We start from the raw sequence: 15,302 nt of genomic DNA on the forward strand, positions 1-15,302 counted from the left end.
CGGCCGCTGAATTACACCCGGGCAGCGCGTGAAGGGCATGATAAGCGCGTGCCCACTTTTATGATAGTCGCCCCAGCGGCGCGCGGACATACGCATCGGGTGTTGATAACTCATGAGTTGCGGACGGATGTCGGGCACGCAGATTGTCCGTTACCCGTCACTTAAGGACATGGCACGACGCCACATAGTGTTCGTATACTGCGACGTCCCCTACGGATTCGGGGACAGCGTTTCTCCAGAAACGCTTAATGGCGATCACGTCGCAATGTCGGGTGATCGCCTTTTTTCACGGAGCACCGCTCGAAGGAGGCTTACGCGTCGAATGCGAAGGTAAATAACCCGAAGGTTGGGGGAGACGATGACGGAACGGATTGAAGATGTGCTGGCGGAAATGATCAACGTAAGCACCGAGATCAGGGTGCGAACATCCGCGCTGGCCAAAATGGAAGGAAGCCTCGCCCGGAGCAACGAGCCCCTGCTGCGCGATGCGCTCGACACGACTCGCCGGGAGCTGTCGCTGCTGCATCAGCTCAAGGGCGAGCTCATAGGCCGCCTGCTGACACTCGAAAACGGCGCTCGGGACAGAGCGGCAACCAATCGCCCGATGCCGATCCCATGACGCACATGCGCCGCATCGGCGTCCCTGGCCGATTGTGGTCGCGGGTCTGCCGCATGCTCACTGACAGGCATATCGAACGAAACCTGAAGGAGCAGACCATGAGCGCAACGCAGCATTCCGTGCAACAGACGCCCGCCAACGACGACGACACGGACCTGCCGAACATGCCGGGCGAACCGGAGCCGCCAACCACCGAAGACCTCCCCGATCTGCCCGAGCCGCAGGAAGTGGGCGAGGACGGTTGACGCGCGCAGCCGCGGACTCGCCGCACCATCAATCCGCCGCGCGCGATCGGCGAACTGCTCACGCGTCGCACGGTGTGACCGCGAGACGGCATGGTGATTGCTGTTCTACTGCGCGACGAGGCTGCCAAGGAACCGCAATGACCCCCCAGGACTGTATCGACGCGCTCGACCGTTGCGCGAGCGCCTGTACCCGGTGTTACTCCGCGTGCATCGCTGAGCGGCATCTCGATGAAATGGAAAAATGCATCCGGCTCGACATGGATTGCGCGTCGCTGTGCCGCTTGACTTCGGAGGCCCTCGCGCGCGACACGCAGTTCATGCGCGATTTCTGCGACCTCTGCGCGCGCCTGTGCGATGTCTGCGGCGACGAATGCGCGCGTCATCCGGCGCAGCATTGCCAGGATTGCAGCGATGCGTGTCGCCGTTGCGCGGAAGCGTGCCGCGCGCTATGACGGAACGCGGGTCCGCGTGTGACCCGCGAGATGCAACCTTTAGCGCCGCGGCTTCGAGCCCTTCCAGTTCGACTTGCGTGCGAACTCGACGAACGAAGCCAGATAGTCGAGCGACGCATCCGCATCGCGCGTGCCGAGAAAAATTTGCTTGGCGATGCCGGCCTTGCCAAGCTTCACGCTGACCACCGGCATACGGTCGGCGTATTCCTCGGCGAGCCAGCGCGGCAGCGCGGCCACGCCGCGCTTGCTTGCGACCATCTGCAGCATGATGTCGGTGGTCTCGATCGTCTTGTGACGGCGCGGGGCGACGTCGGCGGGGCGCAGGAACAGGTTGTAGATGTCGAGGCGGTCGGTGTCGACCGGATAGGTGATCAGCGTTTCATCGACGAGCTGTTCGGGCTCCACGTAACGCGCGTTGGCCAGCCGATGCCCGTCGGCCACCACCAGCACCTGCTCGTAGTCGAACACGGGTTCGAAGCTGAGGCCGGGCCGCTTCAGCGGATCAGGCGTGACGAGCACGTCGATGTCGTAGCCGAACAGCGCGCCGATGCCGCCGAACTGGAAGCGCTGCTTGACGTCGACATCGACATCGGGCCAGCGCGCGAGGTACGGCGACACGACCTTCAGCAGCCACTGGTAACACGGATGACATTCCATGCCGATGCGCAGTGTGCCGCGCTCGCCGTTCGCGTATTGCTTCATGCGCGCTTCGGCATGCTCAAACTGCGGCAGCAGCCGGTCGGCGAGCGACAGCAGATACTGGCCTGCCTGGGTGAGGCGCAGGTTGCGGCCGTCACGGTCCCAGACCGGTGTGCCGAGCTGCTGCTCGAGCTTCCTGACGGTATGGCTCAACGCTGATTGCGTCAGATGCAGCGCACCGGCTGCCGCCGTGAGCGAGCCCTGCCGGTCCACTTCGCGGATCAGGGTGAGATGAAAGCGTTCGAGCATGAGGGGGTATGAGATTCGACAAAGTGCGACGCGTATCGTAGCGCGATTATGCGGTCGGGCTGCCAAACCTGGAAAGGTAGCGACAGCCGACGCCGGGAGCATTGAGCGAATACCTACGGCTCGGAGCCCCGGTCGGGTTGAGTAGCGCATTCAGGCGTCCCTCACGCGGACGCCGGACGGGAGCGAGTGGCCCGCCCAGTCGGCCTATCTCGAGGGAAGATCGAGAATTTCGCGCGCTTTGGCCGCACTTGCCACCGGCCGGCCGTATTCATCACACAAAGCGGCCACCCGTGCAACGAGTTGCGCGTTGCTCTTTGCCAGCGTGTCCTTGTCCCAGCGCACATTGTCTTCGAGACCGGTGCGGCAGTGCCCGCCCATTTCAAGAGTCCAATGATTGACCTCCAACTGATGCCGTCCGATACCAGCGGCGGTCCATGTTGCATCCGGCAATAGCGTCTTGAGTTGCTGGACCTCGAACTCGAGAATCTCGCGGCGCGCAGGCAGCGCGTTCTTTACACCCATCACGAATTGAACGTGCACAGGAGACTTCAGCAGCCCCTGCTGGACGAGATCTGCCGTGCTGTACAACATCGCCAGATCGAAGACTTCGATTTCCGGTTTGACATCGTAGTCGAGCATCGTTTGCGCAAGCGCGCGCACGAAGTCCGGCGGATTTTCATAGACAGTAGTCGGGAAATTGACGGAGCCTGTTGCGAGCGACGCCATATCCGGGCGCAGGTCGAGCATCGCGCCGCGTTGCTCGAACGAACGGCCACGACCGCCTGTCGAAAACTGAATGATGATGTCAGGGCAGTGCTTGCGGATGCCGTCCTGAAGTGCGGCGAAACTCGATCGGTCGGAACTCGAGTTCTCCTGTTCGTCGCGCACGTGCAGATGAACGAGGGATGCCCCGGCTTCGTACGCTTCCTGGGTGCTTTCGATCTGCTCGGAGATCGTGATCGGCACAGCCGGGTTGTCCTTCTTGCGCGGAACTGAGCCAGTGATCGCAACGGAGATGATGCACGGTTCACTCATGGCCAACACTCCCGTTCCCGATTTTCCATTTTCCAAGTCTAGTTCAAAAGGGTGCAACTTATATTGCCGGGGAAGGGGACAGGCTCGCGTCTGTGAATAAAAGATTCGGGAAGGCTACGCGTGCCGTATTGCCGATAATCGCGCAGTCACGATGTAAGTTTGTTGAAATAATTCGGTAGGATGCTCTCGAAGTCAACGAGGGCGAAGCGGCGGCACATCGCCTTGTTCGCCGCGACCCGTGAATAGTGATCCCATGACACGCGGTGAAATACCTTTTGCGTAGCCAGTCACGCGAACCCTGTCTAAAGTGCGCGTATCGATGCGATGCACTGACCCCTCACCACCGCAGACGATACCTCCCGCCACCACCCGATATGGCATCGTCATGGAATCCTTCACAAATCTTCTTCTTGTCGTCACCGGCGTCGTCGTTGTCGTTTCGCTGATCGAAGCAGTCGTGCTGAGCCGCAGGAAGAGTGCGTCCTCACCATTTGCCTGGCACGAGGTGTGGATCTCACTGTTCGACCTGGCCGCGCGCAGGCTGATGTCGCTGCTGCCGATCTCGGTCGCGACGCCAGTTTTCAGCTTCGTCTACGACCATCGCATCTTTACGGTCGGCATCAATAGCGCGCTCATGGTGTTCGCGCTTTTCATCGGAATGGAGTTCTGCTACTACTGGTATCACCGTGCGTCGCATCGCGTGCGCTTCTTCTGGGCCACGCATGCCGTGCACCATTCGCCGAACCAGTTGACGCTTTCAACGGCCTATCGTCTCGGCCTGACCGGCAAACTGACTGGCTCGACGCTGTTCTTCGCGCCGCTCGTATGGCTGGGGATCAAGCCCGAGGTCGTGCTGCTCACGTTGTTCCTCAATCTCATGTACCAGGGCTGGTTGCATACCACGTACATTCCCAAGCTGGGCTGGTTCGAATATCTGTTCAATACGCCGTCACACCACCGTGTGCACCATGCATCGAACGTCGATTATCTGGACGCGAACTATGGTGGCGTGCTGATCATCTTTGACCGGCTGTTCGGCACCTACGTGGAAGAACGCGCTGACGAACCGTGTCGGTACGGTCTCGTGACGCCGACCACGTCGCGCAACCCGCTCGTCGTCGAGTTCGAGCACTGGGCCACGCTGATTCGCGATATGGTCAACGCGAAGAGCCCGTGGATCGCGATCAATCACGTGATCCAGCCGCCGGGCTGGCTGCCGCACGGCGGAGGCGAAACGACGGAAGAACTGCGCCGCAAGAGCAAACAACCCGGCGCGGCGGGAGCGGTCAACGGCTAAGCTTTTAGTCAGGAAGTACGAAATTGCACCGGTCCGTGGTCAAGCGACTCGCGAAATCCGTAGCTGGTCTGGGTTGTATCGAGCTGTCTCGGCCATCCACGTCATTCTCTATATTCTGGCGCGCCAGAACTGGGTGATTTTGCTTTCGTGGTGAGCCGTGTCACACCGAAGCGCCGCCAGAGGCATAGAATTATTTCATCAGCGTCTGTCCTGTTCGCCATCGCTGTTAGCCTTGGTCGCTTCAGACTTCGATACGCTGCGATGACGACCGCCTCGGAGGCGCCGTGTTCCGCCGGACCTTGAATCGCACCTTGCTCCATGCTGCGGTGGTAGCTGGACTTCTGGGCGGCTGTCCGTGCCTCTTGCCAGCTGCGCTCGCCGCCGACAACGCCTCACCCAAGCCCGCCCAGGGGAAGTTGGTTGCACCGGCCAATGCCACGACGCCATCTGACTTCCCCACCATGGTCGAGCGATACGGGCCCGCTGTAGTCCATATCCGCGCAACGGCTGCAGAGAAGCAAACATCGGCGCCGCCCCCTGAGGACATCGGCCCCCACGATCCGATTGCCGCGTTTTTCAGCGGCGTCGCGCCGCAATCCCCGGAGCCGCAACGCAACATTGCTCGCGTGACAACGGGCACCGGCTCCGGTTTCATCATCAGCCCCGATGGCCTCATTCTGACCACCGCACATGTGGTGGATCAGGCGGACGAAGTCACGGTCAGTCTGACCGACCGGCGGGAGTTCAAAGGCAAGGTGCTCGTCGTCGACACAGATAGCGACGTTGCGGTGATTCAGATCGATGCTGCGACGCTGCCGACCGTCAAGCTTGGTGACTCGTCGCGCGTGCGCGTCGGTGAACAGGTGCTGACGATCGGATCGCCCGACCGTTACCAGAACACCGTTACGACTGGCATTGTTAGCGCCACGTCGCGCCTGTTGCCCGACGGCAGCAGTTTTCCCTTTTTCGAGACCGAGGTCGCTGCCAGTCCCGACAATTCGGGCGGTCCTTTGTTTGACCGGGCGGGCGACGTGATCGGCATCGACGTGCAGGTTTATCCGGACGCGGAGCGGTACCCGAGCCTGACCTTTGCGATTCCGATCAACTCGGCGAATAAGGTGCGAGCGCAGTTGCAAACCCAGAGCAATGGCCCGGCGGGCATTCTTGGTGTAGAGGTTCAGGACGTCGGACCTGGGTTGGCGGTGGCCATTGGCCTGCAACGGCCGGCCGGGGCGCTCGTCAACGTCGTCACGCCTGGTACGACGGCCGCCGCGAGTGGCATTAGGCCTGGCGACGTGATCATGCAGATTGGCGACAGGACGATCGCTCACTCGGCCGAACTGTCCCAGTATGCGGCCGGGCTGCAGCCCGGAACGAAGACGACGCTCACGGTGATCCGCAGCCGAAAGCCGATGACGATTGAAATCATCGTCGGCGCGCCCGGCGCAACCCCAAGCGCCGTGCAAACCCCTGACGCAGCGTCGAATCCCCCTCCGGCCCAAAGCGCAAGCGGCGGACCGGATCGCCTTGGCTTGACGATGCATCCGCTGAACAACGACGAGAAGCGGGCGAATGATCTTCCGGAAGGGATGATGGTGGACCAGGTGACTGGACCTGCGGCGATGGCTGGCATTCGCACTGGCGATATCGTCCTATCCTTCAATGGCGAGCTGATCGAATCGCGGGAGCAAGCGAGCGCAGTGGAAGAAAAGGCGAAGAAAGCGATATCGGTGCTGATCCAGCGTCAAAATGCTCGCCGGTTTGTCTCCGTCACGCTCAGGTGACCGTCGCTGCGTGATGCGCATGCAAAGTGCCTCATAACGCAAGCGGGATTAAGGCGACACAAACCGCAACCTCGCCCCGCACGGACCCTGCTGAGCCGTGTATGCCCATGCTATGTCCACGATCTCATGGCTTCATTTGGATGCGACCGATCAGGCACAGTGAATGCTCCGTCTGCATGAGTCGCCGCCGACTTCGGAGGGATTGCGCAGAGGTGCGCCGGACGGCGATTCCGGCCACTAGTCCAGATCAGCCACGAAGATGACGGGCGTTTTCATAGCTCAAAGGCTTAGGATAAAAAAGCTGGTTCACGGCTGCCATTGCCGTGACGGAACCGTGGGCGAACAGGCCGAACCGCGGCTCATTTCGATGAGCTCTCCGTAAGGGGACGGCAGATGAACGTAGTGAATGGAAGGACCAGGCGAAACGATCCGAAGCGTGTTGGAATGTTCAGGCGGACCGGGCTTCCGGGTTCGGGTGCAGGTAGCCCGGATGCAGACATCGATACCGCACAGCCTTCGCGTGGCCGACATCTCGCGCTTTGGGCTGGGTCGGCAAGCGCGTTGGCTGTCGCCGTCATGGGTGTGGTCGCGCAAATCGATCGGTTCGACGATGATCAGGCGCTCGGGATTATCGAAACCACGTCGCCAGCGCCACACACGACGTGGTTCGGGCATGTCGCGCTGCCGCCGTCGCCTCCCACTCACCCAACCGCGGTTGGCAGTGCTGAACTCGCCCCGCCTGCGTTTTCCGTTCCGTCCGATCATGACGCTAAAGCTACTCCGGATAGTGCTGCGCCGCAGTCGGTTAAGCGAGTGCCCGACGAGGCAAGCTATACCGCTACACAAGCTCGCCGCCATTCGGCACCGGACGTGAGAGCAATCGAGCGGCATGCGAGCGGGATCACTGGACCCAAATCGCCGACGCCAAGAGCGTCTTCGTCCGATCATGTCGCGGGGCCATCGCCAGTTCCTGCGCTGGGATCTGCAACTAGCAGTGCTGAGCACGCCCCACGCGGGTCTTCCGCTTCGCTCGATCACCGCAGTGCACCTTCTCCGAATACTCGCGGCGCACCTTCTCGGAATCCTGCTTCACTGCAACCGGTTCAAAGGCAGCCTGCAGGCGCTCGCGCAGGAGGCGGGTTGGGCGCGGGCGGTTCAGGGGTAGGCGCAGCCGGTCCGGGTGCGGGCGGTTCGAATGCCGGCAACTCGGGTGCAGGCGCGGCCGGTTCGGGCGGACGTGGTTCTGGTGCAGGTGCCGGTGGCGCGGGTGCAGGTGCAGGCAGCTCGGGCGCAGGCGCAGCCGGTTCCGGTGCCGGTGGTTTGGGTGCCGGCAGCTCGAATGCCGGCAGTTCGGGCGCAGGCGGTCGCGGTGCGGGCAGTTCGGGTGCGGGCAGTTCTAGTGCGGGCAGCTCTAGTGCGGGCAGTTCGGGTGCAGGCAGTTCGGGCGCAGGTAGTTCTGGCGCAGGCAGCTCGGGCGCAGGCAGTTCGGGCGCAGGCAGCTCGGGCGCAGGCAGTTCGGGCGCCGGCGGTTCGGGCGCAGGCGGTTCGGGCGCAGGCAGTTCGGGCGCAGGCAGTTCGGGCGCAGGCAGTTCGGGCGCAGGCAGTTCGGGCGCAGGCAGCTCGGGCGCAGGCAGTTCGGGTGCAGGCAGTTCGGGCGCAGGCGCTCACGGTGCAGGCAATTCGGGTACTGGCAGCTCGGGCGCAGGCGGTTCAGGCGCAGGCGGCTCCGGCGCAGGTAGTTCGGGTGCAGGCAGTTCGGGCGCAGGCGGTCACGGTGCAGGCAGTTCGGGTGCAGGCAGTTCGGGTGCAGGCAGTTCGGGTGCAGGCAGTTCGGGTGCCGGCAGTTCGGGTGCCGGCAGTTCGGGTGCCGGCAGTTCAGGTGCCGGCAGTTCGGGTGCCGGCAGTTCAGGTGCCGGCAGTTCGGGTTCAGGCGGTTCGGGTTCAGGCAGTTCGGGTTCAGGCAGTTCGGGCGCAGGTGCTCACGGTGCAGGCAGTTCGGGGGCAGGCGGCTCGGGCGCAGGCGGTTCAGGTGCAGGCAGTTCGGGTGCAGGCGGTTCGGGCGCGGGTGGTCACGGCTCAGGCGGTCCGGGTGGAGGCGGTCACGGCTCGGGCGGTTCGGGCGGAGGCGGTTACGGCGGAGGCGGTTCGGGCTCGGGCGGGTCAAGGTAATCCGCCGCCTCGTTTTCGGCCGCGCTATCGTGCACGAGACGAAGGTCATAGCGGCTATCCGACGGGGAATCCCGATCGTGTGGCGCGACAATCTGAATGAGAAATGCGCCCCACGCAAGGTGACAATGTCGCGGCGAAGTTGATGAGCCGATGTTGATTGACGCGCTTTTTTTGATTGTCGCCGATGCGGCTCTTGTTCGATGCGCGGCACGATCGGATGGAACTTGAAGGGCTAAATAAATCCCTTGCGTATGTCCCTCCGATGGCTGTATGCAGCCGGCCGCCCTGTTCTGGCAACACTGAGAGGCAAACGTCAGTTGCCGAAGCGCATCGACCATATGAGAGCAATGACGGGAACTAGCCTGCAGTACGCGTTCGTCCGCTCTTCACCGCTCTATCATCGTGGTGTCAATGCGCGTGCCGCGCTTGATGAAGAGCGTGACGGGCGTCTTTTCGCAGATCTCCGCGAGTCGAGCCCGTTGCGTGGCGTCGAGCGGCGCATCCACGTTGACGGTGCGACGAATGTACGGGTTGCGCTCCTGGTCCGCGTGGAGCGTCGTGGTCACATCGATGGCGCCGTCGGGCCAGCCCTTGCGCTGCATGTACATGCGCAGCGTCGCGGACGTGCACGCAGCGAGACCCGCAAGCACGAATTCGAAAGGGGCAGGCCCGCGATCCTGACCGCCTTCGTGCGGGCCTTCGTCGCCAGCGAGCGCATGGCGGCCGGCTTCTAGGGCCACGAGATAGTTGGGGGCATCGGCGGCGAGCCGTGCGGAGGCGGTGGCGAGCGGCATGGTAACTCCTCGGAACTGGGCGCCACCGCAGCGGTGGTCGATTGCGGGGGCGCGTTCAATATCGCCGGCTGCGTGCGGCAATAGGCCAGTAAGCGCTGCCGTATTTGCGTACAGCAGCAACGTACCACGTTCGCCGGCACCGAAGTCGCGTAGTTCTCCCTGCAACAGACTGTGTTGTTGGAGAATCAGACGCGCATGGTGCGCGAGCGCCTCTCCTGCCTCGGTGGTCACTACCTCCGGTGGCTTCTTTCGAGCAGAACGACACCTGCATCCGACCCGATGTTACTAATCCGCTCGCTTGCCGAAGTCAATGCGAGAATTGCCTGTCGGGCCCCGGCTGCAATGCTGCCAGCATTGACCGCGCAAACGAACAGACGCAGATCCGCGAGATCGAATCTCATATGCTCGCCCGTGGCGCGTTCAGGATCGACCAGCTCGGCTTGTCGCTGCTGGCTGTCGTGCCCGCTCTCGCTGGAATGTGGTTGGGCTCGATCGTGCGGCAGTAGATCAGTCCAAAAACCTTCCGCCGTTGCTTTCTCCTATTCCTCATCGCCCTGGGTTTTCGAACTGGCGCTGCATCCGTTCGCTCGAGTCTCGCAAAACATCCGCTGGCGGCAACCCGCAAAGCTCATGGAAAATCACGGATGAAAATTCGCCGCCTTCGATACGCGTAACTTTGGAGTTTTCGATGCCCAATCTAAGCCATTTCCTTTCATTCGGTCTCGTTGCATTCGGCATGGTGCTTACACCCGGACCGAATATGGTTTATCTGATTTCACGCTCCATCTGCCAAGGTCGTCAAGCTGGACTTATCTCCCTGGCTGGCGTCGCGCTCGGTTTCGTCTTCTACATGCTGTGTGCCGCATTCGGCATCACCGCTCTGGTTCTCGCTATACCCTACGCCTACGATGCGCTCCGCTTTGGCGGCGCGATGTATCTGCTCTATCTTGCGTGGCAAGCAGTCAAGCCCGGCGGGCGCTCACCATTTCAGGTCCGCGATCTTCCCGTGGACAGCCGTCGCAAACTGTTCCTGATGGGGTTCACCACCAATCTGCTGAACCCCAAAATCGCCGTGCTTTACCTGTCGCTATTGCCTCAGTTCATTGATCCGTCGCACGGCAGCATATTTCATCAATCGCTTGCGCTGGGTGCAACGCAGATCGTGATCAGCGTCTGCGTGAATGCAGCCATTGCGACTATGGCTGGCTCGATTGCCGGATTTCTCGCGAGCCGCCCGACGTGGATTACGCTTCAACGCTGGTTGATGGGCACCGTGCTAGCGGGCCTTGCAGTCCGTATGGCAACGCAAGCCCGCCGGTAACCTTTCCTGTTCCGCGCCCACGAATGGGGGAAGGAGGAGAGCAGCGCCGCTCGACCTTCCCTGAGCGATCACGCTGCCGTCGATCCGGCGCACCGTCGCGCTGGTTGCGGTGATCGAAGCGGTGTTCCAGTTCCAGCCGTTCGGTCAGGCGCAATTGCTGACCGGCGGCGGACCGAACAATGCATCGCGACCGCTCGTCCAGTTCATCTACGAATCCGGCTTCCGCCAATGGTTGTTCGGCTATTCGGCTGCCGCGGCCCAAGACCGCGGACGAGTACGGCCGCGTCGCGCTCGAAACGGCCAAACTGATGCGCGCGGTCGATCCCACCATTCAACTCGCGGCGTGCGGCTCGTCGACCCATGACATGCCGACCTATGGAGCGCGGGAAGATCGCGTGCTCGAACACTGCTTCGATCAGGTTGACTTCATCTCCTTGCACACGTACTTCGAGAACCGTCATGACTCGACCGCGGAATTCTTCGGCAACATCGACGTGATGGATCTGTTCATCAAGGAGATCGTCGCCGTTGCGGACAGCGTGGCGGCGCGCAAGCATTCGAGCAAACGCATCATGCTGTCGTTCGATGAATGGAATGTCTGGTACAAGGCGCGCTCGATCAACGATCTGCGCAAACCGGGCTGGCCAAGCGCACCGCGCCTGATCGAGGAGCATCCCCGGCTTTCCAAATGGCAACCCGGTGCCGGGCGCTGGCGCGAATCCACGCCAATCCATGTGCATGATTGGCGTGCGAGTGGGCGGCATCTGGCAGATCTTCTCCCAGCAAGTGTTCGCGGGCAGCGCATTCGCCGCCTTCCAGGTTCTGTAGTGCAATGTGTGTGAACAAAAGATTCAGAAAAAATCCGGGCTACGGCATTGTTTCCAATGCTTTCTTCAGTCGCGCGACTGCCTCGTCGGATTCCTGCTGGATTCTCGTTCGAACGAACAAGACATTTAACACCGCAAACCACAGTGTCGGTGCGCGGTACACGAACTCGCGCTCGAATCGTGTCCCGGACGCTACGGGCGTCAGAGCGTAGCTCACTGTGCCTGCTGGCTTCCCGTCTATCGTGCCGACAATCGCCCATTTGCGCGGACGGTCCCGTACGGCGACGGTCCACAGGACGCTTCCCCGGCGACCCGCCACGCGAAATTCTTCCGCAACCTGTTCACCAACGTTTAACGAGTGGTCGATCGCCCCTCTTACCGATAGCGAAGACGGATGCCAGCGGGGCCAGTGAGCGGGTGTCGTTACGTAGTCGAAAACCACCGTATCCGGTCGCCCGATCGAGATCACGGTGGCAATCCTCGTCGTAAGATTGACCGGCCGAGGCAACGGGACGGCAAGCAGTGCAGCGACCGCGACGACGGCCAGGACCGCGCTCATCCATTTCGAACTCCATTTCATCCGGGACTCGCGAAGTACGGCTTCGTCGTCGCCGTGGTCACCGGCTTTCAATGCTTCAGGCAAGTGTCGGCGTTCTTCCACGTGCAGACGTCGAGTCCCGTGTGAATGACCGGAGGCACGGACTTCCCTTCCGCGAGGTCACGCATGACCATCGCGGCGCGGTAGCCCATTTCCTCGGGCCGCTGGCCGACGAGCACATTCACCTTGCGGTCCTTGAGCGCCTGCAGTTCGGGCCCGAGCGTGTCAGCCGAGACGATCACGAATTTGCCGTTTTTGATCTTGTCCATGATCGGGGCGACGACCTGCGAAAAGGCCTGCGGAGCGAAGAGGGGCCAGCCGCCCGCCAGCAGAAAGGCGTCGAGACCCGTGGGGTTGGCGGTCAGCGTGTCCTGCATCATCTGGTTCGCCTTCGCGGCGTCGTCGTTCACGTAGAGCGGACAGCCACTGATCTCATGCCAGCCGTTCTCGCCAGCGAGCTTGGTGACGCCTTTCTTGCCGGATAGCACGTCGCGTGCGCCCTGGGCCCGCTGATTGATGTTCTCCGCTGCCGGATTGCCCATCACGAGGCAGACGTTGCCGCCTTTCGGCATCAGCATCTTCAACTGTTCGCCAAGCTTGGCGCCCAGCTCGTAGTTGTCGGTGCCGACATAGCTCTTGCGCAGCGACGCATCCTTCGGCAGCAGATCGGCATCCGCGGTGATGACCGGGACTGATCCGCCGCGGCGGCGCAGCACCTCCGCCACAGCCGGCGCGTTCGCGGGCGAGATCGCCATGCTCGCGACGCCCTTGGTCAGCAGGTCGTCGATGATCTGCACTTGCGCGCTCTCGTCGGCCGCGGTCGCGGGACCGGTGTAATAACAGTTGTAGCCTTGCTTGTTGAGTTCCTTGTTCGCCCGTTCGCATCCCTGATGCATAAGGTCGAAGTACGGGTTGTCGAGACCCTTGACGACCAGCGCAAGGGTCTTATCGGCCGCAAAGCCCGGGGACGCCAGCATCGCGAGTCCTCCAGCCGCAGCAAGACACATCCACAGTTTTTTCATAGCTTCCTCCTGTTGAGCGCCGGCTCTACGGTGCCCATGTCGGCTTACACAGTCTTCGTAACGCGTCCCGCGTCCTGTGCACCGGCTCGAAAGCGGCCGGTGCGTCCAGAGACACTTCAATCCCCTTGCCGCTCGCCACCGAGCCGGTTGAAGAGCACCGCGACGACAATGAAGCTGCCGACGACCGTGCCCTGCCAGAACGCGTCGACGCCGAGCAGGATCAGACTGTTGCGGATGACTTCGATGAGCGCCGCGCCGACGACCGTGCCGAAGGCGCTGCCAACCCCGCCGATCAGATTGGTCCCACCGACCACGGTGGCCGCGATCACGCGCAGCTCGTCGCCCGTGCCGAGGCCTGTCGTGACTGCGCCCAGCCAGCCGACTTCGAGAATCGCCGCGACGCCCGCCATCAGGCCGCAGAGCACGTAGACGCTGCAAACGATGCGGCGTACCGGTACGCCGGTGAGAGTCGCCGCATGACGGTTGCCGCCGATCGCGAACACGTAGCGGCCCCAGCGCGTCCAGCCGAACGCGAACCAGAACAACAGCCCAAGCAGGATCAGGAACCACACCGGATTGGCGACGCCGAGCGTCGCGCCGCCGCCGAGCGCGAGGAGTTTGCTGCCGTCAGGGCCGAAATCGAAAATGGTCCGGCTGCGGGAAATCACGAGTGCGAGGCTGCGGCCGACGCTCAGCATGGCGAGCGTCACGACGAAAGGCTGCATGCCGAGATACGCGATCAGCAAGCCGTTGACGAGGCCGACCAGCCCGGCGGTCAGTAGTCCCATGCCGATGCCGGCCCAGATCGGGTAGCCCGCGTTCATGACGACCGAGAGCACGATACCGCTGATGCCGATGGTCGAGCCGACCGAAATGTCGATGCCGCCCGTGACGATCACCGCCATCATTCCCAGCGCCACGATGGCGACGAAGGCGAAGTTTCGCGTAACGTTGAAAAGATTCTCGGAGGTCGCGAAGGTCGAGGTCGCAATCGATAGGGCGATACAGGCAACGATCGTTGCCAGCACGACCCAGAATACCTGGCTTGCGAGTAGTCCCGACCAGCGAGTATGCGTCCTCGCGGACTGTGGATCATCGAGCAATGGCGGCATTGTGGGGGGCCTTCGCGACGCGTCGTTCAATGTGGGACTCCGATGCAAGGCAGTTTCAGGCAGCGGCGATGGCGCCGGTGATGAGACCAGTCACCTCTTCCGGGGAGGACTCTTCGGTCTTCTTGTCCGCGACCTTGCGCCCGCGCCGCATGACAACCACCCGGTGGGCGACTGCGAATACGTCAGGCATGCGGTGGCTGATGAGGATGACGGCGATACCGTGTTCGGACAGGCGTTTGATGAGATCAAGCACCTCGGCGACCTGGCGGACGCTGATTGCGGCGGTCGGCTCGTCCATGAGGACGAGCCTCGCTTCAGAGAGGCGTGTGCGGGCGATGGCCACCGCTTGCCGCTGCCCTCCCGACATTTGCCTGACGAGGTCGCGCGGGCGCGTCTCGGACTTCAGTTGCTTGAACAGATCACCCGCACGCCGATACATGGTCGCGTGATCGAGCACGCGGATAGGTCCGAACCCGATCCGCAGTTCGCGGCCAAGGAAGACGTTGGCGGCTGCCGTCAGATTGTCGCAAAGCGCGAGGTCCTGATAGACGACCTCGATGCCGCGCGTGCGGGCGTCGATCGGTTTGTTGAAATGCACGGGATTTCCATCGATGAGAATGTCACCGTGCGAAGGCGGAAAGTTGCCGGCGACCACCTTCACCAATGTCGATTTCCCTGCTCCGTTATCGCCCATGAGCCCGACCACCTCGCCTGGCTCCAGGCTGAGCGTCACGTCGATCAGGGCCTGAATGGCGCCGAAATGTCTGGAAACGCCTCTGAGCTCGAGAAGACTCATAGACTGTCGCGTTCGCTGGGTGGAGGCGCCCACCGCATTGGCTGGGCAGCCAGTAGACGTACGAGGTAGGTAGATGTTTTTTAGTGCACGATGCGGCTTTTAGCAAGGCACTTTAGCCACCTGCCGAACTCGCTCATCTGCCGTGCCCGCTTCACTTCATCACCATGCAGAGAGATCGACGTCGTCGACTCTGAAGCAACCGGTCGTGGCAAGTCGAGGCATCGAAATTCTTCGTGCAGAGCGGGAATATTCGAAGTCCTGCGGTCGTTTAGCTTGCGGCGAT

General features: G+C 62.2%; 16 protein-coding genes. 7 read left to right on the forward strand and 9 right to left on the reverse strand.

Annotated features, from left to right (window positions below; translation table 11 throughout):
• The first annotated feature begins 358 nt into the window (after positions 1 to 358).
• From QFZ91_RS01345 to QFZ91_RS01355, 3 genes are all read left to right on the forward strand, one after another.
• Positions 359 to 619 (forward strand): hypothetical protein, encoded by a 261-nt coding sequence (locus tag QFZ91_RS01345; protein ID WP_429565961.1) that lies wholly within the window; start codon positions 359 to 361, stop codon positions 617 to 619.
• A gap of 98 nt (positions 620 to 717) precedes the next feature.
• Positions 718 to 864 carry a hypothetical protein gene (locus tag QFZ91_RS01350; protein ID WP_176122769.1) on the forward strand — a complete coding sequence of 49 codons (147 nt, stop codon included), beginning with the start codon at positions 718 to 720 and terminating at the stop codon, positions 862 to 864.
• A 137-nt stretch (positions 865 to 1,001) separates the two neighbouring features.
• On the forward strand, positions 1,002 to 1,316 hold the full coding sequence (locus tag QFZ91_RS01355) for a four-helix bundle copper-binding protein (protein WP_429565962.1): 315 nt from the start codon (positions 1,002 to 1,004) through the stop codon (positions 1,314 to 1,316).
• Between the two features lie 39 nt (positions 1,317 to 1,355).
• On the opposite strand, the gene QFZ91_RS01360 is transcribed toward QFZ91_RS01355, so the two are convergent.
• Together QFZ91_RS01360 and QFZ91_RS01365 are read right to left on the reverse strand one after the other, a co-directional pair.
• Positions 1,356 to 2,264, reverse strand: coding sequence for a LysR family transcriptional regulator (locus tag QFZ91_RS01360; RefSeq protein ID WP_368599236.1), 909 nt, complete (start codon positions 2,262 to 2,264; stop codon positions 1,356 to 1,358).
• A 204-nt stretch (positions 2,265 to 2,468) separates the two neighbouring features.
• On the reverse strand, positions 2,469 to 3,299 hold the full coding sequence (locus QFZ91_RS01365) for a 3-keto-5-aminohexanoate cleavage protein (RefSeq protein ID WP_429566627.1): 831 nt from the start codon (positions 3,297 to 3,299) through the stop codon (positions 2,469 to 2,471).
• Between the two features lie 385 nt (positions 3,300 to 3,684).
• On the opposite strand from QFZ91_RS01365, the gene QFZ91_RS01370 reads away from it, so the two are divergent.
• The gene (locus QFZ91_RS01370; protein WP_429565963.1) at positions 3,685 to 4,596 is read left to right on the forward strand and encodes a sterol desaturase family protein; all 912 of its coding nucleotides are present in this window, start codon (positions 3,685 to 3,687) and stop codon (positions 4,594 to 4,596) included.
• 284 nt (positions 4,597 to 4,880) lie between these two features.
• Positions 4,881 to 6,380, forward strand: coding sequence for a trypsin-like peptidase domain-containing protein (locus QFZ91_RS01375; RefSeq protein ID WP_429565964.1), 1,500 nt, complete (start codon positions 4,881 to 4,883; stop codon positions 6,378 to 6,380).
• Positions 6,381 to 7,791: 1,411 nt separating this feature from the next.
• Here the strand turns inward: QFZ91_RS01375 and QFZ91_RS01380 are convergent.
• The 3 genes from QFZ91_RS01380 to QFZ91_RS01390 form a co-directional block, all read right to left on the reverse strand.
• Positions 7,792 to 8,598: a hypothetical protein gene (locus QFZ91_RS01380; protein WP_429565965.1), complete on the reverse strand. Its 807-nt coding sequence runs from the start codon at positions 8,596 to 8,598 to the stop codon at positions 7,792 to 7,794.
• A 337-nt stretch (positions 8,599 to 8,935) separates the two neighbouring features.
• Complete coding sequence (locus QFZ91_RS01385) at positions 8,936 to 9,343, reverse strand: OsmC family protein (RefSeq protein WP_018435075.1); 408 nt, start codon at positions 9,341 to 9,343, stop codon at positions 8,936 to 8,938.
• 230 nt (positions 9,344 to 9,573) lie between these two features.
• Positions 9,574 to 9,744, reverse strand: coding sequence for a helix-turn-helix domain-containing protein (locus QFZ91_RS01390; protein WP_429565966.1), 171 nt, complete (start codon positions 9,742 to 9,744; stop codon positions 9,574 to 9,576).
• A gap of 287 nt (positions 9,745 to 10,031) precedes the next feature.
• Between QFZ91_RS01390 and QFZ91_RS01395 the strand changes: the two genes are divergently transcribed.
• Together QFZ91_RS01395 and QFZ91_RS01400 are read left to right on the forward strand one after the other, a co-directional pair.
• On the forward strand, positions 10,032 to 10,664 hold the full coding sequence (locus QFZ91_RS01395; RefSeq protein ID WP_429565967.1) for a LysE family translocator: 633 nt from the start codon (positions 10,032 to 10,034) through the stop codon (positions 10,662 to 10,664).
• A 179-nt stretch (positions 10,665 to 10,843) separates the two neighbouring features.
• The gene (locus QFZ91_RS01400) at positions 10,844 to 11,506 is read left to right on the forward strand and encodes a hypothetical protein (RefSeq protein WP_429565968.1); all 663 of its coding nucleotides are present in this window, start codon (positions 10,844 to 10,846) and stop codon (positions 11,504 to 11,506) included.
• Between the two features lie 25 nt (positions 11,507 to 11,531).
• Here QFZ91_RS01400 and QFZ91_RS01405 read toward each other — a convergent pair whose 3' ends face one another.
• The 4 genes from QFZ91_RS01405 to QFZ91_RS01420 form a co-directional block, all read right to left on the reverse strand.
• Positions 11,532 to 12,071 (reverse strand): SRPBCC family protein, encoded by a 540-nt coding sequence (locus QFZ91_RS01405; protein ID WP_429566628.1) that lies wholly within the window; start codon positions 12,069 to 12,071, stop codon positions 11,532 to 11,534.
• A 47-nt stretch (positions 12,072 to 12,118) separates the two neighbouring features.
• Positions 12,119 to 13,111: a sugar-binding protein gene (locus QFZ91_RS01410; protein ID WP_176111705.1), complete on the reverse strand. Its 993-nt coding sequence runs from the start codon at positions 13,109 to 13,111 to the stop codon at positions 12,119 to 12,121.
• A 116-nt stretch (positions 13,112 to 13,227) separates the two neighbouring features.
• A complete protein-coding gene (locus tag QFZ91_RS01415; RefSeq protein ID WP_176122760.1) occupies positions 13,228 to 14,223 on the reverse strand; it encodes an ABC transporter permease in 996 nt (331 codons plus the stop codon).
• A gap of 55 nt (positions 14,224 to 14,278) precedes the next feature.
• On the reverse strand, positions 14,279 to 15,019 hold the full coding sequence (locus tag QFZ91_RS01420; RefSeq protein WP_429483691.1) for an ATP-binding cassette domain-containing protein: 741 nt from the start codon (positions 15,017 to 15,019) through the stop codon (positions 14,279 to 14,281).
• Positions 15,020 to 15,302 lie beyond the last annotated feature (283 nt).

The organism is Paraburkholderia sp. JPY419, assembly GCF_050435705.1.
GTDB lineage: Bacteria > Pseudomonadota > Gammaproteobacteria > Burkholderiales > Burkholderiaceae > Paraburkholderia > Paraburkholderia youngii.